27 protein-coding genes are annotated in these 24,312 nt (G+C 69.2%); 16 read left to right on the plus strand and 11 right to left on the minus strand.

Annotated features, from left to right (window positions below; genetic code table 11):
- The first annotated feature begins 29 nt into the window (after nucleotides 1–29).
- Nucleotides 30–545 (plus strand): HTH-type transcriptional regulator AldR, encoded by a 516-nt coding sequence (locus G6N60_RS11305; RefSeq protein ID WP_163736694.1) that lies wholly within the window; start codon nucleotides 30–32, stop codon nucleotides 543–545.
- Nucleotides 542–1,372 carry a hypothetical protein gene (locus G6N60_RS11310; protein ID WP_163736697.1) on the plus strand — a complete coding sequence of 277 codons (831 nt, stop codon included), beginning with the start codon at nucleotides 542–544 and terminating at the stop codon, nucleotides 1,370–1,372. Before G6N60_RS11305 ends, G6N60_RS11310 begins: the two co-directional genes overlap by 4 nt.
- Before the next feature lie 57 nt (nucleotides 1,373–1,429).
- On the opposite strand, the gene speB is transcribed toward G6N60_RS11310, so the two are convergent.
- Both speB and G6N60_RS11320 read right to left on the minus strand, forming a co-directional pair.
- Nucleotides 1,430–2,371 (minus strand): agmatinase, encoded by a 942-nt coding sequence (speB, locus tag G6N60_RS11315; protein WP_163736701.1) that lies wholly within the window; start codon nucleotides 2,369–2,371, stop codon nucleotides 1,430–1,432.
- Complete coding sequence (locus tag G6N60_RS11320; RefSeq protein ID WP_163743807.1) at nucleotides 2,368–3,801, minus strand: purine-cytosine permease family protein; 1,434 nt, start codon at nucleotides 3,799–3,801, stop codon at nucleotides 2,368–2,370. Before G6N60_RS11320 ends, speB begins: the two co-directional genes overlap by 4 nt.
- Nucleotides 3,802–3,928: 127 nt before the next feature.
- On the opposite strand from G6N60_RS11320, the gene G6N60_RS11325 reads away from it, so the two are divergent.
- The 6 genes from G6N60_RS11325 (at nucleotide 3,929) to G6N60_RS11350 (ending at nucleotide 8,173) form a co-directional block, all read left to right on the plus strand.
- Nucleotides 3,929–5,404 carry a PucR family transcriptional regulator gene (locus tag G6N60_RS11325; RefSeq protein WP_163736704.1) on the plus strand — a complete coding sequence of 492 codons (1,476 nt, stop codon included), beginning with the start codon at nucleotides 3,929–3,931 and terminating at the stop codon, nucleotides 5,402–5,404.
- A gap of 41 nt (nucleotides 5,405–5,445) precedes the next feature.
- Nucleotides 5,446–6,180 carry a 4-hydroxy-tetrahydrodipicolinate reductase gene (dapB, locus tag G6N60_RS11330; RefSeq protein WP_163736707.1) on the plus strand — a complete coding sequence of 245 codons (735 nt, stop codon included), beginning with the start codon at nucleotides 5,446–5,448 and terminating at the stop codon, nucleotides 6,178–6,180.
- Between the two features lie 50 nt (nucleotides 6,181–6,230).
- Nucleotides 6,231–6,653, plus strand: a complete 423-nt coding sequence (locus tag G6N60_RS11335) for a hypothetical protein (protein ID WP_163743809.1) — start codon at nucleotides 6,231–6,233, stop codon at nucleotides 6,651–6,653.
- Nucleotides 6,646–7,107, plus strand: a complete 462-nt coding sequence (locus G6N60_RS11340; RefSeq protein ID WP_163736710.1) for a flavodoxin family protein — start codon at nucleotides 6,646–6,648, stop codon at nucleotides 7,105–7,107. The genes G6N60_RS11335 and G6N60_RS11340 overlap by 8 nt, the downstream gene beginning before the upstream one ends.
- Before the next feature lie 98 nt (nucleotides 7,108–7,205).
- The gene (locus G6N60_RS11345) at nucleotides 7,206–7,667 is read left to right on the plus strand and encodes a hypothetical protein (protein WP_163736713.1); all 462 of its coding nucleotides are present in this window, start codon (nucleotides 7,206–7,208) and stop codon (nucleotides 7,665–7,667) included.
- Between the two features lie 50 nt (nucleotides 7,668–7,717).
- Complete coding sequence (locus G6N60_RS11350; RefSeq protein ID WP_163736716.1) at nucleotides 7,718–8,173, plus strand: hypothetical protein; 456 nt, start codon at nucleotides 7,718–7,720, stop codon at nucleotides 8,171–8,173.
- Here the strand turns inward: G6N60_RS11350 and G6N60_RS11355 are convergent.
- Both G6N60_RS11355 and G6N60_RS11360 read right to left on the minus strand, forming a co-directional pair.
- Nucleotides 8,167–9,084 carry an HpcH/HpaI aldolase/citrate lyase family protein gene (locus G6N60_RS11355; RefSeq protein ID WP_163743811.1) on the minus strand — a complete coding sequence of 306 codons (918 nt, stop codon included), beginning with the start codon at nucleotides 9,082–9,084 and terminating at the stop codon, nucleotides 8,167–8,169. The two genes, G6N60_RS11350 and G6N60_RS11355, sit on opposite strands and share 7 nt — an antisense overlap.
- A gap of 54 nt (nucleotides 9,085–9,138) precedes the next feature.
- Entirely contained in the window at nucleotides 9,139–9,879 is a 741-nt protein-coding gene (locus tag G6N60_RS11360) for a dienelactone hydrolase family protein (protein ID WP_163736720.1), read from the minus strand.
- A gap of 85 nt (nucleotides 9,880–9,964) precedes the next feature.
- Between G6N60_RS11360 and G6N60_RS11365 the strand changes: the two genes are divergently transcribed.
- Genes G6N60_RS11365 through G6N60_RS11375 form a run of 3 tightly spaced genes read left to right on the plus strand, consistent with a single transcriptional unit; the run spans nucleotide 9,965 to nucleotide 12,446 of the window.
- Nucleotides 9,965–10,765, plus strand: a complete 801-nt coding sequence (locus G6N60_RS11365; RefSeq protein WP_163736723.1) for a thymidylate synthase — start codon at nucleotides 9,965–9,967, stop codon at nucleotides 10,763–10,765.
- On the plus strand, nucleotides 10,762–11,244 hold the full coding sequence (locus tag G6N60_RS11370; protein ID WP_163736726.1) for a dihydrofolate reductase: 483 nt from the start codon (nucleotides 10,762–10,764) through the stop codon (nucleotides 11,242–11,244). The genes G6N60_RS11365 and G6N60_RS11370 overlap by 4 nt, the downstream gene beginning before the upstream one ends.
- The gene (locus tag G6N60_RS11375; protein ID WP_163736730.1) at nucleotides 11,241–12,446 is read left to right on the plus strand and encodes a winged helix-turn-helix domain-containing protein; all 1,206 of its coding nucleotides are present in this window, start codon (nucleotides 11,241–11,243) and stop codon (nucleotides 12,444–12,446) included. The genes G6N60_RS11370 and G6N60_RS11375 overlap by 4 nt, the downstream gene beginning before the upstream one ends.
- Nucleotides 12,447–12,450: 4 nt before the next feature.
- On the opposite strand, the gene G6N60_RS11380 is transcribed toward G6N60_RS11375, so the two are convergent.
- From G6N60_RS11380 to G6N60_RS11395, 4 genes are read right to left on the minus strand one after another with little or no spacing between them, the layout of a single operon-like run.
- A complete protein-coding gene (locus G6N60_RS11380) occupies nucleotides 12,451–12,735 on the minus strand; it encodes a hypothetical protein (RefSeq protein ID WP_163736733.1) in 285 nt (94 codons plus the stop codon).
- 33 nt (nucleotides 12,736–12,768) lie between these two features.
- Complete coding sequence (locus G6N60_RS11385) at nucleotides 12,769–13,350, minus strand: tRNA-specific adenosine deaminase (RefSeq protein ID WP_163736737.1); 582 nt, start codon at nucleotides 13,348–13,350, stop codon at nucleotides 12,769–12,771.
- A gap of 8 nt (nucleotides 13,351–13,358) precedes the next feature.
- Nucleotides 13,359–14,753 (minus strand): APC family permease, encoded by a 1,395-nt coding sequence (locus G6N60_RS11390; protein ID WP_163736741.1) that lies wholly within the window; start codon nucleotides 14,751–14,753, stop codon nucleotides 13,359–13,361.
- The gene (locus G6N60_RS11395; RefSeq protein ID WP_246240574.1) at nucleotides 14,746–15,657 is read right to left on the minus strand and encodes a proline iminopeptidase-family hydrolase; all 912 of its coding nucleotides are present in this window, start codon (nucleotides 15,655–15,657) and stop codon (nucleotides 14,746–14,748) included. Before G6N60_RS11395 ends, G6N60_RS11390 begins: the two co-directional genes overlap by 8 nt.
- Nucleotides 15,658–15,745: 88 nt before the next feature.
- Between G6N60_RS11395 and G6N60_RS11400 the strand changes: the two genes are divergently transcribed.
- From G6N60_RS11400 to G6N60_RS11410, 3 genes are read left to right on the plus strand one after another with little or no spacing between them, the layout of a single operon-like run.
- Nucleotides 15,746–16,513, plus strand: a complete 768-nt coding sequence (locus G6N60_RS11400) for a FadR/GntR family transcriptional regulator (protein WP_163736748.1) — start codon at nucleotides 15,746–15,748, stop codon at nucleotides 16,511–16,513.
- 47 nt (nucleotides 16,514–16,560) lie between these two features.
- Nucleotides 16,561–17,463, plus strand: coding sequence for a 4-hydroxy-tetrahydrodipicolinate synthase (dapA, locus tag G6N60_RS11405; RefSeq protein WP_163736751.1), 903 nt, complete (start codon nucleotides 16,561–16,563; stop codon nucleotides 17,461–17,463).
- Nucleotides 17,460–19,160 (plus strand): ribonuclease J, encoded by a 1,701-nt coding sequence (locus G6N60_RS11410; RefSeq protein WP_163736754.1) that lies wholly within the window; start codon nucleotides 17,460–17,462, stop codon nucleotides 19,158–19,160. The genes dapA and G6N60_RS11410 overlap by 4 nt, the downstream gene beginning before the upstream one ends.
- Before the next feature lies 1 nt (nucleotide 19,161).
- Here the strand turns inward: G6N60_RS11410 and G6N60_RS11415 are convergent, their stop codons facing one another.
- A complete protein-coding gene (locus G6N60_RS11415; protein ID WP_163736757.1) occupies nucleotides 19,162–19,980 on the minus strand; it encodes a mycofactocin-coupled SDR family oxidoreductase in 819 nt (272 codons plus the stop codon).
- A gap of 3 nt (nucleotides 19,981–19,983) precedes the next feature.
- On the minus strand, nucleotides 19,984–20,298 hold the full coding sequence (locus G6N60_RS11420; RefSeq protein ID WP_163736760.1) for a putative quinol monooxygenase: 315 nt from the start codon (nucleotides 20,296–20,298) through the stop codon (nucleotides 19,984–19,986).
- Nucleotides 20,299–20,436: 138 nt separating this feature from the next.
- Here G6N60_RS11420 and G6N60_RS11425 point away from each other — a divergent pair, with 138 nt between their 5' ends.
- A complete protein-coding gene (locus G6N60_RS11425) occupies nucleotides 20,437–23,001 on the plus strand; it encodes an FtsK/SpoIIIE family DNA translocase (RefSeq protein WP_179969678.1) in 2,565 nt (854 codons plus the stop codon).
- A gap of 75 nt (nucleotides 23,002–23,076) precedes the next feature.
- Here G6N60_RS11425 and G6N60_RS11430 read toward each other — a convergent pair whose 3' ends face one another.
- Entirely contained in the window at nucleotides 23,077–23,592 is a 516-nt protein-coding gene (locus G6N60_RS11430; RefSeq protein WP_163736766.1) for an amino-acid N-acetyltransferase, read from the minus strand.
- 42 nt (nucleotides 23,593–23,634) lie between these two features.
- Between G6N60_RS11430 and pgsA the strand changes: the two genes are divergently transcribed.
- Entirely contained in the window at nucleotides 23,635–24,216 is a 582-nt protein-coding gene (pgsA, locus tag G6N60_RS11435; protein WP_163736769.1) for a CDP-diacylglycerol--glycerol-3-phosphate 3-phosphatidyltransferase, read from the plus strand.
- Nucleotides 24,217–24,312: the final 96 nt, after the last annotated feature.

The raw sequence follows: 24,312 nt of genomic DNA on the forward strand, positions 1-24,312 counted from the left end.
GAGCGTATGTCATTCGCTAAAGTCGAGTCATGCCAGAACGATCTTCGAAATCGACTGCCCCAGCGTCGGCGCGTCCGAACGATGTTCGGGCCGCCGACCTCGACGAGACCGACCGGCGCATCCTCACGGCTCTGCACGGCGACGCCAGGATGTCCAACAGCGCCCTGGCCGACCTCGTCGGCATCGCCCCGTCGACCTGTCACGGCCGGGTGCGCCGGCTGCAGGACGTCGGCGTCATTCGCGGGTTCTACGCCGACATCGACCCGGCGGCGATCGGCCTGTCGCTGCAAGCGATGATCTCGGTCAGCCTGCAGGCCAGCGCCCGGGGCAAGATCATCGACTTCATCCAGCACATCAGGACGCGTCCGCAGGTCATGGACGTCTACTTCCTGGCGGGCGCCGACGACTTCATCCTGCACGTGGCCGCGCGGGACACCGACGATCTGCGATCGTTCGTCGTGGAGAACCTCAACGCCGACACCGACGTGGCGGGCACCCAGACGTCGCTGATCTTCGAGCACCTGCGCGGGGCGTCACCGCTGTGACCGCCGACGACGATCTCGACGAGCTGTATTCCCTTGCGCCAGAGCACTTCACGGCACGCCGCAAGGAACTGGTCGCGGCCGCGAAGAAGCGTGGCGACCGCGAGGCGGCCACCCGGATCGCCGCGGCGCGCCGACCCACCACCGCCGCCTGGGTAATGAACGCGCTGGTGCACGCCGACGCCACGGTGCGGACGAGACTCGCCGAGCTCAGCGAGCGGTTGCGCGCGGCCCACGCGGCGATGGACGGTACCCGCATCCGCGAATCCTCTGATGCGCAGCGCTCACTCATCGAGCAGCTGGTGCGGGCGGGTTTCGCCGCGGCGGACGTGTCGAACGCGCCGGCGGCGCTGCGCGACGACGTCGTGGGCACGCTGCAGGCCGCGATCGCCGACCCCGACGTCGCGGCGCGGCTGGGTCGATTGGAGAAGGCCGAGAGATGGTCGGGCTTCGGCGACTTCGGGCCGGTGTCCGACGTCGCGGTGCGCACGGCGACGCCGCGACCGAAGGCCAGGCCCGCGCCGCCCGCCGTCCCCACGCCGTCGCGGAGCGAGGTGGCGGCCGCCAGGAGGCGGCTCACCGCGGCGGAGCGCGACGTCCACGCCGCCGAACGTGCCGACGCGAAGGCCGCCGAGGAGCTGTCGGCCCGAACGGCCGCACTGGCCGCCGCGCGCCGGCGCTACGAGAAGCTCCTGGATTCACTCGCCGCGGCCGAACGCGAATTGAACACCGCCGACGGCGAGCACCAGGAGGCCCAGCGGGCGGCCACCGCCGCGGCCGATCGGCTGGCCGCAGCGCAGACGGCGCTACAGGCCGCGCAGGACGGTTGAGATAGCGCTGACAGTCGAATTGCGTTGGCGGATCGACTGTGGGCGCTATCTCGACGCTTAGCGGTTGGCCGCCAGCACCGACAGCAGTTCGTAGCCGACGTGTGCGGCGGCGATGCCGGTGATCTCGGCGTGGTCGTAGGCGGGTGCGACCTCGACGATGTCCGCCCCGACCACCTCGAGTCCGACGAGGCCGCGCAGCGTGTTCAGCAGCTCCCGCGACGTCATGCCGCCGGCCTCCGGCGTCCCGGTGCCCGGCGCGTGCGCCGGATCGAGCACGTCGATGTCGACCGAGACGTACACGGGTCCACCGTCCAATCGCGCCCGCATGCGTTCGACGATGCTCTTCACGCCGTCGAACTGGTAGTCGTCGGATCGAATCACCTGGAATCCCAACACCGCATCGTCCTCGAGGTCCGCCTTGCCGTAGAGCGGGCCGCGAATGCCGACGTGCAGGGAACGCTCCATGTCGATCAGCCCCTCCTCGCTGGCCCGCCGGAAGGGAGTGCCGTGGGTGTAGGGCGCACCGAAGTAGGTGTCCCACGTGTCGAGGTGGGCGTCGAAGTGCAGCACGGCGACGGGGCCGTGGTCGCGGGCGATCGAGCGCAGGATCGGCAGGGCGATGGTGTGGTCGCCGCCGACGGTGAGGACGGTGGACCCGTGCCTGCGCAGGTCCGTCATCGACGCGTCGATGGTGCTGATCGCCTCCTCGATGTCGAACGGGTTGACCGCGATGTCACCGCAGTCGGCCACCTGTTGCGCGGCGAACGGCGAGACGTCCAGCGCCGGGTTGTACGGCCGCAACAGTTTCGACGCGGCGCGGACGTGACTGGGTCCGAACCGGGCACCCGGACGGTAGGACACGCCGCTGTCGAAGGGGATGCCGACGATGCGGACGTCGGCCTCGGGCGCCTGATCGATGCGGGGGAGCCGCGCGAACGTCGACGGTTCGGTGTAGCGCGGCGCCCGGCTGGCGTCGGGTGGGCCGACGATCTCGCTCATCTGTTCTCCTCGTCCATGACGGGTGCCCCGACGTCGGGGCCGGCGTCGATGATGGCCCGTTCCCGCGACACGTCCAGCGACCTGGTGACCGCGACGTAGACGACGCCGGACACCACGAGGCCCACGACGAACGCGACGTCGACCTCGCCCAGTGCGGAGGCGACGGGCCCAATGTAGAACGGCAGGTCCACGAACGGGATCTCGGCCAGCACGCCCGCGGAGAACGCGAGCAGTCCGCGCCACGACCAGGATCCGTACATCCCGGCGGGGGTGAAGAGGTCCGCGATCGCGTAGTGCCCGCGGCGGACGAAGAAGTAGTCGGTGAGGTTGACCGCGGTCCACGGGGCCAGCAGGTAGAGCATGATCAGCAGCGTCGTGTTCAGCGCCGTGGTCGCGTTGGTCAGCAGCAGGCTCATCACCAGCCACGCCACCGCCAGCACGACGATGGTGACGATGCGCAGGCGGCGCGTCGGGGTGATCGACTTCAGCGAGTCGAGACCCGTGACGACGGTGAGCATTCCGCTGTAGGCGTTGAGGCCCATCGTCGCGACCAGGACGAGCGTCGACACGACGGCCAGCACGCTGCCGAGGTAGTGGACGGTGGCGTCACCGGTCTGGTCGATGCCTGCCAGCGCGTCGCTCGCACCGAGGTAGACGGCCATCCAGGCACCGAGGGGGATGAGCCAGGCCGGCGATGCCGACGCGCCGAGGAACACCGACGCGATGATCGCCGACGGCTTGGTGTTCCTGGGCAGATAGCGGCTGTAGTCCGAGACGTAGGGGGCGTAGGTGATGTTGTAGGACGCCGCGACGCTGAACTGCGCCAGGAAGGCCACGAACGTGAAACCGACTGTGGCAGCGTGGGTTCCGTGGACGCCGCCGAATAGTACGCCGCACGTCAGGACGATCCACAGCGGCAGCGAGATCCAGAACAGCACGCGAAAGGACGTGTGCAGCAGATCGTGGCCGAAGATGGCCACCAGTGCCGCGGCGACGGTGATGACGACGGCCACCAGCACGGGGTCCCAGCCGAAGATCGACTGCAGGCCGGACTTGATGATCACGACGTCGACGACGTTGAAGCCGACGAACGTGAACAGCGTGCCGAGCAGCGGTAGCAGTACGCCCCGATAGCCGAATTGCGCTCGCGACTGGATCATCTGGGGCAGGCCGAGCACCGGACCCTGCGTCGCGTGGAAGGCCATGAACGACGTGCCGAAGGCGATGCCCGCGAGGCCGGCGATGATCGTCCATCCCAGGGACAGCCCGAGGCTCGGCCCGACGAAGCCGAGCGCCAACGTGAACGGCTGAAAGTTGCCGACGAACCAGAACGGGCCCTGGTGAGTCACCTTCCCGTGGCGTTCGTCGTCGGGGACGTAGTCGATCGACCTGGTCTCGATCATCGAACCGGCGGGCGGGGTGGTCGGCATGGGGCACTCCTGCGGGCGTCGGACGTGGTGCGTGTCACCCTGCGCCGCCGCGGTCACGTCGGCCATGGCAGATCTGTTCAGTTCGTCCACTATGTTTGGATGAAATGTCCATCTGTGCTGGTGAGCCGTGATCACCGTCGGTGACGTCCTGGCGGATCCGACGCTGCACCTACAGCTGGTGGCCGGGGGCGGTGGGCTCGACCGTGAGGTCACCTCGGCCCACGTGTCCGAGCTGACCTCGCCGCGCGACTGGCTGCGCGGCGGGGAACTCCTGATGACCGTCGGCCTGCTCCTGCCGATGACGGTGCCGGACTGCCGCGCGTATCTCGTCGAGTGTGCCGACGCCGGCGTCGCGGGCATCGCGCTCGGTCTCGGGCACGGGCTGCCGTACCAGGAGTGTCCGGAGGCGCTGCGGACGGCGGCCCACGACGTCGACGTGCCGTTGCTCGTCGTGCCCGACGAGACGCCGTTCATCGCCGTCACCACGTGGGTCTTCGAGACCATCGCCGGGCAGGAGCGCCGCGACCTGCAGACCGCCATGGAGATCAACCGCCGACTGACCGCCGTGGCGACCAGCGCAGCGCCGCTGCCCGCGCTGCTGTCGGCGTGGGCCCGGGCCAGCGACACCCCGTGCGTCGTGTGCGATGGCAGCGGGCGGGTGCTGGCCGCGACGGCCGACACCCCGGCAGCGGTCGTCGAGCAGGCCCGTCGGGCCCCGTTCCACCCCAGGGCGGTGAGCGCCGGCTGGGCGATGGTCGGCGACTTCGAGGTGCACACCGTGGGAGCCGAGGTGCCGCTGGGCTACGTCGTGCTCGGCGCCGACATGACCATGACGTCGCGCAGCTCGTCGACGGTGCTGGTGTCCCTGATCGCCCTGGACATCGAACGGCGTCACCTGTCCGACGAGCCCGAGCGGCGGCGGCGACGCCAGGTCTTCGAGCAGCTGCTGCGCCCCGGGGCCAAAGCCGACCGCGCGCGTCAGCTCGCCGCCGGCGTCGGGCTGACCGCACCGCACTATCAGGTGGCCGTGATCGCGTCCGACGACGCCGAGGCGCTCGCACTCCGTGTCGACCTCGACCTCGACGGGGCGCTGGTGCGGGTGCGCGGCGCGACGGTCGAGGTCGCCCACGGCGATCCCACCGCGCTGGCGGCCACCGTCGCCGCCCACGCCGCAGGGCGCGCCGCCGGCATCGGTGCGCCGAGTCCGCCCGAGGCGCTGGCGGTCTCGGCGATGCAGGCCCGCTCGTTGCTCCCGATCAGCGAGCAGCTCGGCCGCATCGTCACTGCGAGCGAGGGTGAGACGGTGTCGCTGCTGCTGTCGCTGGGCCGCCCCGAGGTGGTCCGGGGATTCGCCGACGCGGTGCTGGCGCCACTGGACCATCTCGATCCCCGCGACCGGCTCGAGCTATTGCGCACACTCGATCAGTGGCTGCGCGCCAACGGGGCCTGGGACCCGGCCGCACATCGACTTGGCTTGCACCGCAACACCGTTCGCAATCGCATCGAACGGATCGCGAACCTCACCGGGCGACGGCTCGACGACGGCGACGACCGGATGGAGCTGTGGCTGGCGCTCAAGGCCAGGGCCGCCCTCCCGCAGTGACGCCCGCCGCCGCCCGAGCGCCGCGAAGTAGGCTGCCCATCATGCGAGTCGGAGTCTTGGGAGCCAAGGGCAAGGTCGGGGCGACGATCGTCGACGCCGTGAAAGCCGCAGAGGACCTGACGTTCACCGCGGGCGTGGACGCCGGTGACCCCCTGACGCTGTTCACCGACAGCCAGACTCAGGTCGTCGTCGACTTCACCCATCCCGACGTCGTCATGGGCAACCTGGAGTTCCTCATCGACGCGGGCATCGACGCGGTCGTCGGCACCACCGGCTTCACCGACGAGCGCATCGAGCAGGTCCGGTCCTGGCTGGCCGCCAAGCCCGGCGTCGCAGTGCTCATCGCACCGAACTTCGCGATCGGCGCGGTCCTGTCGATGGAGTTCGCCAGGCAGGCGGCCCGCTTCTTCGAGTCGGTCGAGGTCGTCGAACTGCACCATCCGTTCAAGGCCGACGCTCCGTCGGGCACGGCCGCGCGCACCGCCCGCCTGATCGCCGAGGCGCGCCGCGGCTTGCCGCCCAGTCCCGACGCGACGAGCACGGGCCTGCCGGGGGCGCGTGGCGCCGACGTCGACGGGATTCCCGTGCACTCGATCCGGCTGGCGGGTCTCGTCGCCCACCAGGAGATCCTGTTCGGCACGCAGGGCGAGACCCTGACGATCCGCCACGACAGCATCGACCGCACCTCGTTCGTACCCGGCGTGCTCCTCGGTGTGCGCCACGTCGCCGACCATCCCGGGCTGACCATCGGGATCGAACCCCTCATGGGTTTGTGAGCACCGACGAGGGGTCGCGCGCACTGCGGATCCAGCTGGTCATCGCCTTCATGTGCGTGGCGATGGTCGTCTACTTCGTCCTGCTCGGCCGGGCCGGTGTCATCCTCGTCTCCTCGGGTCGGCCCGCGGCGATCGGACTCGGGGCGGCCATCTTCGTGCTCCCGGTGATCGGGCTGTGGGCGATGATCGCCACGCTGCGCGCGGGGTTCGCCCATCAGCGGCTGGCCCGGCTGGCCCGTGAGCAGGGCCGCGAGCTCGACGTCAGCGCCCTGCCGCGACGGCCGTCGGGGCGGTTCGAACGCGAGGCCGCCGACGAGTTGTTCGGCGCCGTGCGCGCGGAGGTCGAGGCCGACCCCGACGACTGGGTGCGCTGGTACCGGCTGGCCCGGGCCTACGACTACGCCGGGGACCGCGGTCGCGCCAGGGAGACGATGAAGAAGGCGGTTGCCATGCAGGAGGGGCGCGGTGGGTAAGACGCTGCTGCTCCTGCACCACACGCCGTCACCGCACTGCCAAGAGATGTTCGAGGCCGTGCTCGCCGGTGCGACCGACCCCGAGATCGAGGGCGTCGAGGTGGTGCGCCGACCCGCGCTCACCGTCTCGCCGAGCGACGTGCTGGCCGCCGATGGCTACGTCCTGGGCACGCCGGCGAACCTGGGCTACATGAGCGGAGCGCTGAAGCATGCGTTCGACGTCTGCTACTACCCGTGCCTGGACGCGACGCGCGGACGGCCGTTCGGTCTGTACGTGCACGGCAACGAAGGCGTCGAGGGCGCTGAACGCGGTGTCACCGCCATCACGACCGGGCTGGGGTGGTCCAAGGTCGTCGACTACGTCACCGTCTCCGGCAAGCCGACGAAGGACGACCTGGAATCGTGCTGGAACCTGGGCGCCACCGTGGCTGCCACGCTGATGGGCACCGACTGACGTTCTCGGGTTTCCCTCAGCCGACGATCAGCATTTCCTGAGTCCCCGCCGGTAGACCTCGGTGTGCACATGACACGCACACGAGAAGGGAGCCGCGGGTGGACACCGAGACCGTAGATCGACAGTTCAGCCAATTGCAGCAGCAGGCCCAGCAGACGGCCGCGCTGATTCAGACGTTGGCGGGCAAGCTGGCCGCGGCCGCGGCCACGGACGCCAACGCGCGCGAGTGGGGGCTCGACCTCAAGGAGATCGCGCTGGCGATCCGCGACGAGCAGAGCACGACCACGGAGCTGCTGACCGCGATTCACGGGTTGGTCGACGACCACGTCGCGCAGGCTCCGGCTTACCCGCCGCCCGTCCAGTACACCCAGCCGCAGTACCAGCCGCAGCCGCAATACCAACCGCAGCCGCAGTATCAACCGCAACCGCAGTACCAACCCGCGCAGAGTGGGGGAACGCTGCAACGCTTCCTCGGCGGTCGGTTCGGCCAGGCCATCGTCTCCGGGGCGGGCATCGGCATCGGTGACGACCTCGTCAACAGCATCTTCGACAGACTCTGATCGGGGTCGCATCTCCGCTACGGTCTAGGGCTGACGGAGGAGATGCGTGGATGCCTGGAATCGCCGAGATCGCACTGGCCGGTGCACCATTGGCCGGAGGCGCGCTGCTCGGCGTCGTCGCCGGAAACCTGCGCGGCCCCGACCTGCGCAACCTCATCAAGCAGGACATGGATTTGCTGGAACGCATTCCGGCCGATCAGGTCGAGCGACGGGCCGAACTGCAGCGCGTCATCGACGTGCGGGTCGACGACGTCATCGCCGCGGTGGACAAGAACCGGTCGATGATCGCCGTGGCGCAGTCCTACCAGGGGAACTGGCGCGACGTCGTCGTGTTCGTCTGCGCGGTGCTGTTCACCATCGTCTGGTGGAACGTCAGCCACAGCAGGTCGAACTGGGAGTTGATGTTCGTCGCGATGATCGTGGCGTCACTGGTCGCCTTCGTCTACGCCGCCCGCGGCATCCTGCGTTCCCTACGAGACCTGGTGCACCGCAACCACACTCAGTAGTGGTAGGTGTCCGTCGGCGCGGGCACGTGGTCGGGATCGTCGCCGTAGGGCGAGGAGTGGATGCCGTAGGCCTTCGCCAGATCCAGGATCTTGGTGGCGCGGGCGATGCGGGGGAGATCCGAGCCGTTGCGGATCTCGCCCCCGTCGCGCTGGAATTCCGCGAAGAACTCGTTGGCCCAGCTGATCTCGTCCTGGGACGGGGACAGGCCCTCGTTCACCGCCGGGCACTGGTCCGGTGAGAGGCAGATCTTGCCGGTCATGCCGAATTCGACCGAGACGGCACTGGCCTCGATGAGCTTGAGCGCACTGGATCCGATGGTCGGGCCGTCGATGGCGCTGGGCAGATGCGCGGCCTTGGCGGCGATGGTGAAACGCGATCTGGCGTAGGCGAGCGTGGCCGGGTTGTCCCCAAAACCCGTGTCGCGGCGGAAGTCTCCGATGCCGAACGCCAACCGGAACGTGCCCTTGGTCGCGGCGATCTCGGTGATGCGCTCGAGCCCCCTGGCGGTTTCGACGAGCGCCACGATCGGGACGTCCGGCAGTCGCTTGGCGGTCTCGATGACGTGATCGACCGATTCGACCATCGCGAGCATGACGCCGCCGACCGAGGTCGTGGCGAGCATCTCGAGGTCGTCGGCCCACCAGCGGGTGCCGAACCCGTTGATGCGCACCCAGTCGGTGTTGCCGTCGCCGAGCCAGCGGCGCACGTTGGCCCGCGCCGAGTCCTTGTCCTTGGGTGCGACCGCGTCCTCGATGTCGAGGACGACGATGTCCGCGCGGGAGCGCGCGGCGGGTTCGAACCGGTCGTATTGAGCGCCGTTGACCAGCAGCCAACTGCGCGCCAGCACGGGGTCGATGCGCGTGCCGACGTCCGAGGGGTCGTGGGTCACGTCGGGATTCTCCCCGGTCATCTGGTCGTACACGCGTCAATCGTCGCCTACGGGGTCCGCGCGGACCACAACGGGTCAGCCCAACGTGGCGCCGAAGAACTTCCGCATCGCCGTCCAGTGCCGCTCGGCGGCGGCGGGGTCGTAGACGTCACCGTGATCGGCGACCGCGAAACCGTGCCCAGCCGGATAGAACTCGATGGTGTGCTCGACGCCCGCCGCGGTGAGCGCCTCGTCGAGCAGCGTGGCGGACTCGGGGGTGAACGACTTGTCGTTCTCGGCGCCCGCGACGTACACCGCGGCCTGCATCTGGTCGGCCAGCAGGTGAGGGCTGCCGGGATCGTCGGTCGCGAGCCCGCCGCCGTGGAACGACATGGCGGCGGCGACCCGGTCGGGCACCCGCCCGGCCACCACCAGCGAGGTCCGCCCGCCCATGCAGTAGCCGGTCGTGCCGAACGTCGTGCCGCGCACCTCCGGCCGGGACTCGAGGTAGTCGAAGAACGCCTGCGCGTCACTGGCCATCCGGTCCGGGGTGACGCTGCCCATCATGGACATCAGGCGATCGCGCTCGGCGGGATCGCCGAACGCGGTGTTGATGTCGAACGGCGCCCAGTCGCCGCTGCGGTAGTAGACGTCGGGCACCAGCACGGCGTAGCCGTCGTCGGCCAGTTGCTGGGCCATCTGCTCCATCACCGGACGCCGGCCTGCGGCGTCGGGGTAGAGGACGACACCCGGCCACGGGCCGTCGCCCTCCGGCGTGGCAAGGGTGACCGGGCAGGTCCCGTCGGCGGTGGTGATGGTGTCCGTGATCATCGGCATGGCTTCGTTTCTACCCTTCTTCGCTGGAGGGTCGCGCCCGGAGTGCCGTCCCGGCCATGTCGCACCGACGCCGTAAACTGACCGCGTGCCGATTGCGACGCCGTACGAGGATCTCCTGCGTCTGGTGCTCGAGACGGGTACCCCGAAGTCCGACCGCACCGGCACCGGCACGCGCAGCCTGTTCGGTCACCAGCTGCGCTACGACCTGACGGCCGGCTTTCCGTTGATCACCACCAAGAAGGTGCACCTGAAGTCGGTGGTCTACGAGCTGCTGTGGTTCCTGCGCGGTGACTCCAACGTGCGCTGGCTGCAGGAGCACGGCGTCACGATCTGGGACGAATGGGCTTCTCCGACAGGTGATCTCGGGCCGGTGTACGGCGTGCAGTGGCGGTCCTGGCCGACACCGTCCGGCGAGCACGTCGACCAGATCAGTGCCTCGCTGGAGTTGCTCAAGTCCGATCCGGACTCGCGGCGCAACATCGTGTCGGCCTGGAACGTCGGGGAGATCCCGCAGATGGCGCTGCCGCCCTGCCACGCGTTCTTCCAGTTCTACGTCGCCGACGGGAAGCTGAGCTGCCAGCTGTACCAGCGCAGCGCCGACCTGTTCCTCGGCGTGCCGTTCAACATCGCGAGCTACGCGCTGCTGACCCACATGATGGCGGCGCAGGCGGGCCTCGCCGTCGGTGAATTCGTCTGGACCGGCGGCGACTGCCACGTCTACGACAACCACGTCGAACAGGTCACGCTGCAGCTCGGTCGCGATCCGCGGCCGTACCCGAAACTGATTCTGGCGCCGCGTGATTCGATCTTCGACTACACCTACGAGGACGTCGCGATCGTCGACTACGACCCGCATCCGGGGATCAAGGCCCCCGTCGCCGTATGAGCGTCCGCCTGATCTGGGCGCAGTCCACCTCCGGGGTGATCGGCCGCGACCAGGGCATCCCGTGGCAGGTGCCCGAGGACCTCGCCCGGTTCATGCGGCTGACGCTCGGGCACACCGTGGTGATGGGCCGGTTGACGTGGGAGTCCCTGCCCGCCACGGTGCGGCCGCTGCCGGACCGCAAGAACGTCGTCATCACCAACCAGGCCGACTACCTCGCGCACGGGGCGACCGTCACGGGCAGTCTCGAGCAGGCGCTGGCCGATGAGGACGCGTGGGTCATCGGGGGCGGGCAGATCTATGCGCTGTCGCTACCGCTCGCGACCCAGTGCGAGGTCACCGAAGTCGACGTGCCGTTGACCCGGCAGCCCGGCGACGCCGTGGCACCCGTGCTCGACGGCGCGTGGGTCGGTACCCGGGGGGACTGGCTGACCAGTAGATCAGGGGTGCGCTACCGGTTCGTCAGCTACGTGCGCGCGTGAAGCTGACGCAGGCCGCGGCGCGGCGGGTGGCCGTCGCCGCACAGGGATTCGCCGAGCCCGCGCCCGCCGGTCCGGTGACGCGGGCACACCTGCGCAGGCTGGTGTCGCGCATTCAGGTGCTGCAGCTCGACTCGGTGTCGGTGTCGGTACGCGCGCACTACGCGCCGGTGTTCAGCCGCCTCGGTCCCTACGACCGGATCGTGCTGGAGCGCGCGGCGTGGACCCACAGCGCCCGCTCACCGCGACTGCTCGTCGAATACTGGGCGCACGAGGCGGCGCTGATGGCCGTCGACGACTGGCCCCTGCTGCGCTGGCGCATGCGGGAGTACGCCGACGGGCGGTGGGGCAAGGAGATCGTCCGCAAGAACCGCCGTCTCGCCGACGACGTCGTCGCGGCGGTCGGTGAGCTCGGTCCCGCGACGGCCGGGCAGATCGAGGCCCACCTGGAGGCCGAGCCGCGCGGACGTAAGGGTCCGTGGTGGGACCGCAGCGACACCAAGTGGGTGGCCGAAGCACTCTTCGCCTCCGGCGTGCTGACCACGGCGACCCGCGTGGGGTTCGCCAGACACTACGACCTGAGCGAGCGCGTGCTGCCGCCGGAGGTGTTCGCCAGGGAGGTCGACGACGACTTCGCGGTCCGCGAGTTGGTGCTGCGGTCGGCGACCGCCTTGGGCGTCGGCACCGAGGCCGACATTCGCGACTACTTCCGGCTGGGCGCCGGACGGGCCAAGCCCGTCATCGCCGACCTGGTGGCCCAGGGCGAACTCGAGCCCGTGGAGGTCGACGGCTGGACTGCGCCCGCGTATCTGCGTGTAGGGCAGACGATTCCGAGATTGGATCGCGGAACGGCGCTGCTGTGCCCGTTCGATCCGCTGGTCTTCTTCCGCCCGCGGGTCGAGCGGCTGTTCGACTTCCACTACCGCATCGAAATCTACGTCCCCGAACCGAAACGCCGGTTCGGCTACTACGTGTGGCCGTTCCTGCTGGACGGCGAGCTCGTCGGACGCGTCGACCTCAAGGCCGAGCGCACCCGCGACGCGTTGCACGTCGTCGGCGCCTTCGTCGAACCGGGCCGTGACCCGGGTCGCGTGGCGACCGCGCTGGCGCTCGAATTGCGTTCGATGGCAACGTGGTTGGGCCTGAGCGACGTGACGGTGGGGGAGCGGGGAGAGCTGGCGGGGGCGTTGCGCACGGCCCTCTGAGTGCTCAGCTCCGCCGGGACACGTCGCCGTGCAGATCCGGCCACGGCGGACGGATCACCATGGCGATCCCGGCGAAGGCGGTGGCGACGAGCCCGACCAGGATGCCGAACAGCGCGATGCGGGTGTCGTCGGTGGCGGACTGCCATCGCGGTATGCCGTCCTTGATGACGAACACGCCGGGAGGCCTGGCGACCGGGATCACCGTGGCACCGTCGGGGGTCTGATACTGCATGCCGAACGTCGCGAGCGCGCCCGGGTCGCCCTGCGGTCGTAGCTGTCGAAGGTTCACGTGACCTGCATACTCCTCGTCGAGTGCGTGTGACTAGCTCAGCGGAATGTCGTTGTCGCCCTTGGTCTTCTGATACTGCTCCGACAGCGCCGCGTAGCGGTCCCCGATCCGCTCGGTCCGACCCCGCAGCTCCGAGCGCACGGGCTCGTCCTCGAACTCGACGAGGTCGGGGATCGAGTAGGCGGTCCAGAAGGCGTTGGAGCGCCGGTAGCCGCCCGGCGGCAGGCCGAACACCTCCTCGAGGATCTTCAGGTCGTGGGGGATGGCGAAGCTGTCGCGGGAGTCCTCGTGGCTGAAGAAGTAGTAGTAGTTGTCGAAGCCCGCCCAGGTGATCGCCGACATGCACAGCGTGCACGGCTCGTGGGTGGTCAGGAAGAGGGCCTCGGACGTGGGGGGTCGGTCGGCCAGCTCGTAGAACTGGTTGAGGGTGTTGATCTCACCGTGCAACAGCGGGTTGTCGGTCTCGGCGTTCGTGCCGGCGATGACCACCGACAGATCGGACTTGAGCAGGATCGCGGCGCCGAAGACCTTGTTGCCCCGTGCCACACCGGCCTCGGTGAGCGGCAGGATGTCGTGGTCGATGACGTCGAGCAGGCGGGACGCCGGTGCGGTCATGCCCGACCCTAACCCGCCTGCGACGGCGACGCCTCCCCGGCGAACTGCGGAACGCCCTTGCCGCGAAACACGTTGACGGCGAACACGATCGCCCCGAGCACCAGCCACACCACACCGCCGATCTTGGCGAGCGAGTCCGCGTTGACCAGGACGTAGGCGATGATGACGAAGCCGAGGATCGGTACCACCAGGTGCAGCAGGTAGTTCTTCGACTTCTGCTTGACGACGTAGTACCAGATGACCGACAGGTGCAGCAGGCAGAAACCGAACAGCGCGCCGAAGTTGACCAACGACGAGATCAGGGCGAGCTGGCCGACGAAGAACAACACCAGCACCAGGCTGATCGCGCTGACGAACAGCAGCGCCGCCATCGGCACCTTGCGGCTGCTGATCCGAGACAGGAAGCGGGGCAGCTGCCCGTCGCGGCTCATCGAGAACAGCAGGCGGCTGGTGGCGGCCTGGGCGGCCATCGCGTTGGCGAACCCGACCGCCATCACGTTGACGGCGAAGAACGCGTTCATCCAGCCGGTGCTCGACGCGGCCTGCACCAGGGTGAAGAACGCGTTGCCCGCCTCGTCGTCACTGAATGCTTGACGGCCGCCGGCCAGCAGGCTCGCCAGCCACGTCTGGGTGACGAACAGCGCGGCGACGACGAACAGCGCGATGATCATGGCCCGACCCGCGGGGTTCTTGCGCCCGGTCGACTCCTCGGCCAGCGTCGAAATGCCGTCGAAGCCAAGGAAACTCAGCACCGCGATGGACAGCGCGCTGGCAAGCAGGGGCGCGGTCACCGTGTCGGGATTCCAGATCGGCAGGGTGCTCCAGCCGACGTTTGGCAGGCTCTGGCCGTTGATGGCCCGCACCGCGATGACGACGAAGATCACCACGAAGACGAGTTCGATCGCCAGGAACACGCGGTTGGCGAGCTTCAGCGAGCCGATGCCCAGCAGGTTGATGATCGTGTTCACGACGACGAAGACGATTGCCCACAGCCAGCGCGGCGTGCCAGGGAACAGGCCGATCATCGACTCCGCGGCGAATACGTAGAGCAGCGTGGGCACCAGCAGGTAGTCCAGCAGGATCGCCCAGCCCGCGAAGAAACCGGCCGTCGGGTGAATGCCCCGCCCGACGTAGGAGAAGACCGACCCCGCGAGCGGGAAGGACTTCGCCATCTGGGCGTAGGCCAGGGCCGTGAAGATCATGGCGATCAGACCGATCACGTAGACCAGCGGCACCATGCCCGCCGCGCTGTCGTAGACGGTCCCGAAGATCGCCCACGGGGCGATGGGAACCATGAACACCAGCCCGTAGACGAGCAGGTCGAAGGTCGACACCGACCGTTGGAGTTCCTGGGTGTACCCGAAGGATTCGAGGGTGCGCTGCGAGGTGTCGGAGTCAGACATTGGTGGTCCCGTCGTAGTGGCCGAGGAAGTTGGCGATGACGGCCCGGAACTGCTCGGGCTGCTCGAGGTGGGTGCAGTGGCTGGCGTCGGGGAAGACGTGACTGCGCACGTCGGGGATGCGATCGACGAAGGGCTGCCAGGTGGCGGGGGTCGCTTCGTCGAATTCACCGGCGACCACCAGTGTCGGCGCGGTGATCTGTGCCAGACGATCGACGATGGACCAGTCGCGCAGGGTGCCGAGGACGTGAAACTCGTTGGGGCCGTTCATGGTGTGGTACACCGTCGGTTCGGCCTCCATCTGCCTCTCGCTGTCGACGAAGTCGGGCGGCATCGGCTCGACGCGGCAGACGTGGCGGCGGTAGAACTCCATGGTGGCCGCGAGGTACTCCGGGTCGGTGACGGTGCCCGCGGCCTCGTGCCGGTCCAGCGCTGCCTCGACGTCGGCGGGCAGTTGGGCGCGCAGCTCGGTCGCGCCGCGGACCCACAGCTCCATGGACGCCGGGGAGTTGCAGATCGACAGCGACGCCAGCCCCGGCGGCCGGCGCACGGCGATCTCGGCGCCCAGCATGCCGCCCCACGACTGTCCGAGCAGGTGATACCGGTCGACGTCCAGAGCGCCTGCGACGGTGTGGAATTCGTCGACGAACAGGCTCGGCTGCCAGAAGTCGGCGGGCGCCTCCGGGCGGTGGGTGCTGCGGCCGCAGCCGTACTGGTCGTAGTGCACGACGGTGCGGCCCGTCTCGTCGGCCAGCGCGGCGAGGTTGCGGACGTAGTCGTGGGCCATCCCCGGCCCGCCGTGCAGGACGAACAGCGGCAGCGCGCCGGGCGTCGGCGTCTCGGGAGTGGTGACGCGAACCCACGTCCGACCACCCAGAAACGGCACGTCGAGGGTATGAATGGGCATGGCGCACAGCATGGACCAGCAATGGTCTCACTGCAAGACCATTGACCCGATTTAACATTCCCGTATTCACGAGGGGGGACGCGCAGCCATGGCCGACCCGGTCACCGCACCGCCATCGGGCCTGCTCGCCCGGCAATTGGCGATGCCGACGCGGGTCGACGAGATCACCGACCGGTTGGTGACGGCCATTGCGATCGGTGAGTATCTGCCCGGCAGCCGGCTGCCCGTCGAACGCGAACTCGCCGCGGCCCTCGGCGTGGGGCGGATGACCGTCCGCGCGGCGCTGGCCCGCCTGGTCGACCGCGGCCTGCTCGAGACCCGCCGGGGGCGCGGCGGCGGGTCCTACGTCGTCGACCAGTGGCCTGAATCCTCCACCGACGCGGTCCGCCGCAGCCTGTCGATGCGCGGCGTCGAGTTGCGCGACCGCTGCGACGCGATCGCCAGGATGCACGGCGCCGTGTGCCGGGCGGCGGCCGAGGCGAGGACCGCCGACGACGTCGTCGGGATGAGGGCCGCCGTGGAGGCCTACCGCACCGCGGACACCGGTCTGCACGCCCAGCAGGCCGACGCCCGACTGCACCTGGCGATCATGGACGCCGCCCACAATGCCGTGCTCACACAGGTCCTGATCGACCTCGAAGCGTCGCTGAGCATCGGCGCACCCACGCACCTCTGGGGCGAGCCCACCCGCCGGCGCGAGATGGAGCTGAGGTCGCTGCGCGAACACGAGGCCCTCGTCGACGCCATCGCCGACCGCCGCGCCGACGACGCCGAAGCCCTGGCGCGCGCCCACCTGGGCATCGACTTCGAGCTGATCTCCGCGGCGATGCATCGCGCCGGCCTGCTCGCCGAGTGACCCCAGCTGTTCGGGAATGCCAGGGTCGAGCGGGTAATCTCGTCCGCGTGAGCACCAGCGGATTCGACGTCAGTGCACGTGTGGGCACCGTGCTGACTGCCATGGTGACGCCGTTCGGCCCGGACGGCTCCGTGGACCTGGTCGCGGCCAAGAAGCTGGCGAACCATCTGGTGGACTCCGGCTGCGACGGTCTCGTGGTCTCCGGAACCACCGGCGAATCGCCGACGACCACCGACGCTGAGAAGCTCGCCCTGCTGGGGGCCGTCCTCGAGGCGGTCGGCGACCGCGCCCGCGTGATCGCCGGAGCCGGCACCTACGACACCGCCCACAGCGTGCACCTCGCCAAGGCGTGCGAGGCCGAGGGCGCCCACGGACTGCTCGTGGTGACGCCGTACTACTCGCGACCCCCGCAGGCGGGCCTCGTCGCCCACTTCACCGCGGTCGCCGACGCCACCGCGCTGCCGAACGTGCTCTACGACATCCCACCCCGATCGGTCGTGCCGATCGGGTGGGACACGATCCGCGCGATCGCGCCGCACCCGAACATCGTCGCGATCAAGGACGCCAAGGGCGATCTGCACGGTGGCGCCATGATCATGGCCGAGACCGGGCTGGCCTACTACTCCGGCGACGACGCGCTGAACGTGCCCTGGCTGGCGATGGGGGCCACCGGATTCATCAGCGTGTGGGGCCACTTCGCGGCCAGCCAGTTGCGAGACCTGTGGTCCGCCTTCATGTCTGGTGACCTGGCCACCGCGCGCAAGGGGCACGTCGCGCTCGGCCCGCTCAACGGCGCACAGACACGGTTGGGCGGGGTCACCATGGCCAAGGCGGGACTTCGGTTGTTGGGCATGGACACCGGAGAACCGAGGCTCCCGCAGATCCCGGCGTCGACCGACGAGGTCGAGGCTCTGGCAGCTGACATGCGGGCCGCCGGCGTGCTCCGATGACCGCGGCGGCCGAGGCGACGGGCAGCGGCCTCGTGCCGCCGGGACCGCTGGCTCCCGGCGCGCTGCGCGTCACCGCGCTCGGCGGCATCAGCGAAATCGGCCGCAACATGACGGTTCTCGAGCATCTCGGCCGGCTGCTGATCATCGACTGCGGGGTGCTGTTCCCCGGGCACGACGAACCCGGCGTCGACCTGATCCTCCCGGACCTGCGCCACATCGAGGGTCGTCTCGACGACATCGAGGCGCTGGTGCTGACCCACGCCCACGAAGACCACATCGGTGCCATCCCGCATCTGCTCAAGCTGCGGTCCGACATCCCCGTCGTCGGGTCCAAGTTCACCCTCGCCCTGGTGGCCGCCAAGTGCCGCGAGCACCGCATCAAGCCGGTGTTCGTCGAGGTCGCCGAGAAGCAGAGCAGCAGGCACGGCGTGTTCGAGTGCGAGTACTTCGCGGTCAACCACTCGATTCCCGACGCGCTGGCCATTGCCGTCTACACCGGTGCGGGCACGCTGCTGCACACCGGTGACATCAAACTCGATCAGCTGCCGCTCGACGGCAGACCCACCGACCTGCCCGGCATGTCGCGGCTCGGGGATGCGGGCGTCGACCTGTTCCTGTGCGACTCGACGAATGCGGAGATCCCCGGCGTCGGGCCCTCCGAGAGCGAGATCGGCCCGAATCTGCACCGCCTCATCCGTGGTGCCGAAGGCCGCGTCATCGTCGCGTGCTTCGCGTCCAACGTCGCACGCGTGCAACAGATCGTCGACGCGTCGGTCGCGCTGGGCCGCAAGGTGTCCTTCGTCGGGCGATCGATGGTGCGCAACATGGGGATCGCCAAGGACCTCGGCTTCCTCACCGTCGACGACGACGACGTGATCGACATCGCCGCGGCCGAACTACTGCCCGCCGACCGCGTCACGCTGGTCACCACCGGCACCCAGGGCGAGACCATGGCGGCGTTGTCGCGGATGTCGCGCGGTGAGCACCGCAGCATCAACCTCACCCGCGGCGATCTGATCGTCATGTCCTCCTCGCAGATTCCCGGCAACGAGGAGGCGATCTTCGGCGTCCTGGACTCGCTGGCCAAGATTGGCGTGCGCGTGGTCACCAATGCCCAGGTGCGCATTCACGTTTCGGGTCACGCCTATGCGGGGGAGCTGCTGTTCCTCTACAACGGGGTGCGGCCGCGCAACGTCATGCCGGTGCACGGCACCTGGCGGCACCTGCGGGCCAACGCGGCACTCGCCGAGAAGTCCGGCGTGCCCGCCGAGAACGTGGTGCTGGCCGAGAACGGCGTCAGCGTCGACCTGCACGCGGGCCGGGCGTCGATCGCCGGTGCCGTGCCGGTCGGCAAGATGTTCGTCGACGGTCTGGTCACCGGTGACGTCGGCGATGCCACCCTGGGCGAACGGCTCACTCTGGCATCGGGTTTCATTGCCGTCACCGTCGCGGTCAAGCGCGGCACCGGCACGCTGGCCGCGCCGCCGCATCTGCAGTCGCGCGGATTCTCCGAGGATCCCAAGGCGCTGGAGCCCGTGACCCGACTAGTCGCCGAGGCGCTGCAGGCGCTGGCGTCCGAGCACGTCACCGACCCCACCCGGATCGCGCAGGCCGCGCGGCGCACCGTCGGCAAGTGGGTGGGCGAGAAGTACCGCCGTCAGCCGATGATCGTGCCGACCGTGCTCGAGATCGACTGACTCAGCGCTTGTTGACGTAGCCGTCGTCGACCGGTAGCGCCACCCCGGTGATGTGCTTGCCGGTGTCGGCGACCAACCACGCCACCGTGTCGGCGATGACCTCCGGCTCCACGGTCTCCATGTTCGCCGCGCTGGCCATGTCGAGACCGCTCTCGGTGTCACCGGTCATGTCGGCCAACCACTTACGGGTGAACTCGTTGTCGATCATGGGTGTGCGCACGCCGGCGGGATGAATGGAGTTGACCCGAATGTGGTTCGGCGCCAGCAGGTTCGCGTAGGAGCGCATCAAGCCGACCACCCCGTGCTTGGCCGCGGCGTATCCGATGGATCCCGCGAACGGCGACGCCAGGCCGACCAGCCCCATCACGGAGCTCACCAGCACGATGGCTCCGCCGTTGTCGGCCTTGATCATCGGCCGCATGGCGACGTCGACGGTGTGGTGCACCCCGGTGAGGTTGACGTCGATGACGTCGTGCCACGCGTTCTCGTCGGCCATCGGCGCGATGCCCGCGTTGGCGATCACGACGTCGAGTCGGCCGCCCAACTCGTCGACACCCGCCCGCAGCGCCGTCTTCAGGGCGTCGCGGTCGCGCACGTCGGCCTGGGTCGCCACGATGCGCGCACCCGTGTCCTCGACGAGCTTCACGGTGGCGGCCAGGTCGTCGGCGGAGGCCATCGGGTAGGGCACCGAGGCGATCTGGTCGCACAGATCGACCGCGATGATGTCGGCTCCGTCGGTGGCCAGTCGCACGGCGTGCGCGCGGCCCTGACCGCGGGCGGCGCCGGTGATGAAGGCGACCTTGCCGCTCAGTGCGCCCATGACCTAGGGCCGCAGCGCGCCCTTGGCGGGGTCACCCGCCACGACCGGCTGGAACACCTTGATGTCGGGCGCCCCGTCGAGGTGCTCGCCGATCGTGCCGAACAGCGTGCCGACCGCGGGGGACGTGCCGTGGGTCTGGAGCGCCTTCTCGTCAGCCCACTGCTCGACGAACAGGAACGTGCCGTCCGCCTCGTGCAGGGAGTACAGCTCGCACCCGGGCTCCTGATGGATCGCTTCGATGGCCGTCGTACAGGCGGTCCGCACCGCCTCCACGGACTCGGGCTTGGCGGTCATGGTGGCGACGACGGTCACGGGCATGCGGAGAACTCCTCGACGAGTGGGTGCGGCGTGGCTCACATTACCCAGAGCGATCGGACGCTCACGGCCCCTCGATACCCAATTGTGACCAGTGTGGCTAATGGTGAATGTGAGGCTGATGCGACTAGTCTTGAGCCCATGGCCAGTAAGACCGCTGCCCGCTCCGGGGCCCGTTCGACCAGCTCAAAGCCCCGAGCGCGCGCAACGCGCCCCGCCGCGCCCCGGCGCAAACCCGCGCCACGACGAACGTCGTCGCCGGTCGCCGCCGCCGGCTCCACGATCGGCAAGGGCGCCCGCGCCGGCTGGCTGATGGTGGCCAGGGGTGCCGGATCCACCGCGCGGTCGGTCGGGCGGGCGCGCGAAATCGAGCCGGGGCATCGCCGCGACGGCGTCGCGCTCGGCCTGCTCGCCCTCTCGGTGGTCCTCGCCGCCAGCTCGTGGTTCGACGCGGCACGGCCCGTCGGAGGCTGGATCGACGCAGGCGTGCGCGCCGTCGTCGGCTCGGCCGTGGTGCTGCTGCCGATCCTCCTCGTCGCCCTCGCCGTGACGCTGATGCGCACCGAACCCCACCCGGAGGCCCGGCCGCGCCTGGTCCTCGGCACCGCGATGATCGCGCTGCCGGTGCTGGGGCTGTGGCACCTGTGGTCGGGCGCGCCGCAGGACCCCGCCGACCGGCAACGCGTCGCGGGCTTCGTGGGCTTCGTCATCGGCGGTCCGCTGTCCGACGGGCTCACGCCGTGGATCGCCACGCCGCTGCTCATCATCGCGATCCTCTTCGGGCTGCTGCTGGTGACCGGCACGACCATCCGAGAGGTCCCCGCCGCCGTGCAGGCGATGTTCCTGGGCGCCTACCGCGGCGACGTGTACGACGACGAGTACGACGAGCAGGACTACGACGACGAGGGCCGCGCCGAGCGGCGGCCCGCCGCCGACGACGACTTCTCCGACGGGTACTACGACGATCCGGCGGCGATGCGCGCCGACGAGGCGCAGTGGCCCGGCGCGGTCCCCCCGACTGCGGCACCGGAGTCGGCGAGCCGCTTCGGCACCCCGATGGAGAACTACCCCCTCGACGAGCCGCTCGCCGACGAGACGCCCACCGCCCCGGAACCGCGGGCCCGCACCCGGCGCAAGAAGGCCGAGGCGGCCAAACCCGTTGCGGCCGAACAGGACACGCTGTCCCTGGATCGCGTCGTGGAGGGGCCCTACGTCCTGCCGTCGCTCGACCTGCTCGTCGCGGGTGATCCGCCGAAGCTGCGCAGTGCCGCCAACGACAAGATGGTCGAGGTCATCCAGTCGGTGCTGCAGCAGTTCAAGGTCGATGCGGCCGTCACCGGCTGCACCCGCGGGCCGACCGTCACGCGCTACGAGGTGGAACTCGGCCCCGGCGTGAAGGTCGAGAAGATCACCGCGCTGCAGAAGAACATCGCCTACGCCGTCGCCACGGAGAGTGTCCGCATGCTGGCGCCGATCCCCGGCAAGTCGGCCGTCGGCATCGAGGTGCCGAACACCGATCGCGAGATGGTGCGGCTGGCCGACGTCTTGACCGACCCGTCGACCCGGCGCGACCACCACCCGCTGGTGATCGGCCTCGGCAAGGACATCGAGGGCGAGATGATCTCGGCCAACCTGGCCAAGATGCCGCACCTGCTCGTCGCCGGCTCCACCGGCTCGGGCAAGTCCAGCTTCGTCAACTCGATGCTGGTGTCGATCCTCGCGCGGGCCACCCCCGACGAGGTCAGGATGATCCTGATCGACCCCAAGATGGTGGAACTCACGCCGTACGAAGGCATTCCGCACCTCATCACGCCCATCGTCACGCAGCCCAAGAAGGCGGCCGCCGCGCTGGCGTGGCTCGTCGAGGAGATGGAGCAGCGCTACCAGGACATGCAGGCCAACCGCGTCCGCCACATCGACGTGTTCAACGAGAAGGTGCGCTCGGGGGAGATCACCGCGCCGCTCGGCAGCGAGCGGGTCTACCGGCCGTACCCCTACATCCTGGCCATCGTCGACGAGCTCGCCGACCTCATGATGACGGCGCCTCGCGACGTCGAGGACGCGATCGTGCGCATCACCCAGAAGGCGCGGGCGGCGGGCATCCACCTGGTGCTGGCGACGCAGCGGCCGTCGGTCGACGTCGTCACCGGGCTCATCAAGACCAACGTGCCGTCGCGGCTGGCGTTCGCCACCTCGTCGCTGACCGACAGCCGCGTCATCCTCGATCAGCCGGGTGCGGAGAAGCTGATCGGCATGGGCGACGGCTTGTTCCTGCCGATGGGCGCGAACAAGCCGATCCGCCTGCAGGGCGCCTACATCTCCGACGAGGAGATCCAGGCCGTCGTCGAGGCGACCAAGGAACAGGCCGAGCCCGAGTACTTCGAGGGCGTCACGGTGGCCAAGCCGTCGGGTGACCGTTCCGACGTCGACCCCGACATCGGCGACGACATGGACGTGTTCCTGCAGGCCGTCGAACTCGTGGTGTCCTCGCAGTTCGGCTCGACGTCGATGCTGCAGCGCAAGCTGCGGGTCGGCTTCGCCAAGGCCGGCCGTCTGATGGACCTCATGGAGACCCGCAGCATCGTCGGGCCGTCGGAGGGCTCCAAGGCCCGCGAGGTTCTGGTCAAACCCGACGAGCTGGCCGGGACGCTGGCACTCATCCGCGGTGGCGCCGACGCCAACGGAGCCGACGCCGACGACGAATGAGTCGTCGAGATAGCGCTGACAGTCGGAATGTGCGCGACGGACGACTGACACCGCTATCTCGACGCCCGGGCCCTCCTACAGCGTCAGCAGCATCCGGGTGTTGCCCAGGATGTTGGGCTTGACGTAGGACAGGTCGAGGAATTCGGCTACGCCGATGTCGTAGGACCGGCACATCTCGTCGTACACCTCGGCCGTGACCGGGGTGCCCTCGATCTCCTGAAATCCATGACGGCCGAAGAACTCGGTCTCGAAGGTCAGGACGAAGATGCGCTTGAGGTGCAGCTCGCGAGCCACGTCCAGCAACTTCGTCACGACGGCGTGCCCGACGCCGCGGCCACGCATCCGCGGGTGGGCCGCCACCGTGCGGACTTCGCCGAGGTCCGACCACAGCACGTGCAGGGCTCCGCACCCGACCAGCTCGCCGTCGACCTCGGCAACCCAGAACTCCTGCACCGCCTCGTACAGCGTGACGAGGTTCTTCTCCAGCAGGATCTTGCCCGCATAGACGTCGACCAACGCCTTGATTCCGGGCACGTCCGAGGTGCGTGCGCGACGGACCACCAGATCATCGGTGTGGGGGGCTCCAGTCACAGCAGTGAGGGTATCGGTTAGCTCAACCGATATTCTGATGCCGTGCCGACCCCGTCTGACGTCGATCCGCTGGTGCCACGCGCGGGTATCGCGAACGTCGCCAACGTGCTGACCGGCATCCGCATCGTCCTCGTGCCCGTGTTCCTGGCGGCGCTGTTCGTCGGCGATGGACACCAATCCTCCTGGCGGATAGTCGCTTTCATCGTCTTCGCGACCGCGGTCATCACCGACCGGTTCGACGGCGCGGTGGCGCGCAGCTACGACATGGTCACCGAATTCGGCAAGCTCGCCGACCCCATCGCGGACAAGGCGCTCATCGGCGCCGCGCTGATCGGCCTGTCGCTGCTCGGCGACCTGCCCTGGTGGGTGACCGCGGTGATCCTGGTCCGCGAGATCGGCGTGACGGTTCTGCGCTTTGCGGTCATCCGCGGCGGGGTCATCCCGGCCAGCCGCGGGGGCAAACTCAAGACGCTGGTGCAGGCGGTGGCGATCGGTCTGTTCGTCCTGCCTCTGCAGGGGCAGTGGATGACCGGGGCGTGGGCGTTCATGTGGGCGGCGATCGTCCTGACCGTGGTGACGGGCGTCGACTACGTCGTCGCGGCGGTCCGCGGCACCCGTCCGTAACGCCTCGTGGCGTGTGGGAACCAATCCGGCGGGTATGGGCGTTCTGCTTCATAGTGAATTCCATGAGATCGATGACCACGTCTTTCGTTGTGAGGA

Origin of the sequence: Mycolicibacterium madagascariense (assembly GCF_010729665.1) — a bacterium.
GTDB lineage: Bacteria > Actinomycetota > Actinomycetes > Mycobacteriales > Mycobacteriaceae > Mycobacterium > Mycobacterium madagascariense.

Coding starts and splice junctions, on each gene's coding strand:
- G6N60_RS11400 (WP_163736748.1), top strand. CDS start 15,746: ATGGCCGACCCGGTCACCGCACCGCCATCGGGCCTGCTCGCCCGGCAA.
- G6N60_RS11425 (WP_179969678.1), top strand. CDS start 20,437: ATGGCCAGTAAGACCGCTGCCCGCTCCGGGGCCCGTTCGACCAGCTCA.
- G6N60_RS11390 (WP_163736741.1), bottom strand. CDS start 14,753: ATGTCTGACTCCGACACCTCGCAGCGCACCCTCGAATCCTTCGGGTAC.
- G6N60_RS11360 (WP_163736720.1), bottom strand. CDS start 9,879: ATGCCGATGATCACGGACACCATCACCACCGCCGACGGGACCTGCCCG.
- speB (WP_163736701.1), bottom strand. CDS start 2,371: ATGAGCGAGATCGTCGGCCCACCCGACGCCAGCCGGGCGCCGCGCTAC.
- G6N60_RS11420 (WP_163736760.1), bottom strand. CDS start 20,298: ATGCCCGTGACCGTCGTCGCCACCATGACCGCCAAGCCCGAGTCCGTG.
- G6N60_RS11335 (WP_163743809.1), top strand. CDS start 6,231: ATGTGCGTGGCGATGGTCGTCTACTTCGTCCTGCTCGGCCGGGCCGGT.
- G6N60_RS11370 (WP_163736726.1), top strand. CDS start 10,762: ATGAGCGTCCGCCTGATCTGGGCGCAGTCCACCTCCGGGGTGATCGGC.
- G6N60_RS11415 (WP_163736757.1), bottom strand. CDS start 19,980: ATGGGCGCACTGAGCGGCAAGGTCGCCTTCATCACCGGCGCCGCCCGC.
- G6N60_RS11355 (WP_163743811.1), bottom strand. CDS start 9,084: ATGACCGGGGAGAATCCCGACGTGACCCACGACCCCTCGGACGTCGGC.
- G6N60_RS11305 (WP_163736694.1), top strand. CDS start 30: ATGCCAGAACGATCTTCGAAATCGACTGCCCCAGCGTCGGCGCGTCCG.
- dapB (WP_163736707.1), top strand. CDS start 5,446: ATGCGAGTCGGAGTCTTGGGAGCCAAGGGCAAGGTCGGGGCGACGATC.
- G6N60_RS11395 (WP_246240574.1), bottom strand. CDS start 15,657: ATGCCCATTCATACCCTCGACGTGCCGTTTCTGGGTGGTCGGACGTGG.
- G6N60_RS11385 (WP_163736737.1), bottom strand. CDS start 13,350: ATGACCGCACCGGCGTCCCGCCTGCTCGACGTCATCGACCACGACATC.
- G6N60_RS11410 (WP_163736754.1), top strand. CDS start 17,460: ATGACCGCGGCGGCCGAGGCGACGGGCAGCGGCCTCGTGCCGCCGGGA.
- G6N60_RS11320 (WP_163743807.1), bottom strand. CDS start 3,801: ATGCCGACCACCCCGCCCGCCGGTTCGATGATCGAGACCAGGTCGATC.
- G6N60_RS11350 (WP_163736716.1), top strand. CDS start 7,718: ATGCCTGGAATCGCCGAGATCGCACTGGCCGGTGCACCATTGGCCGGA.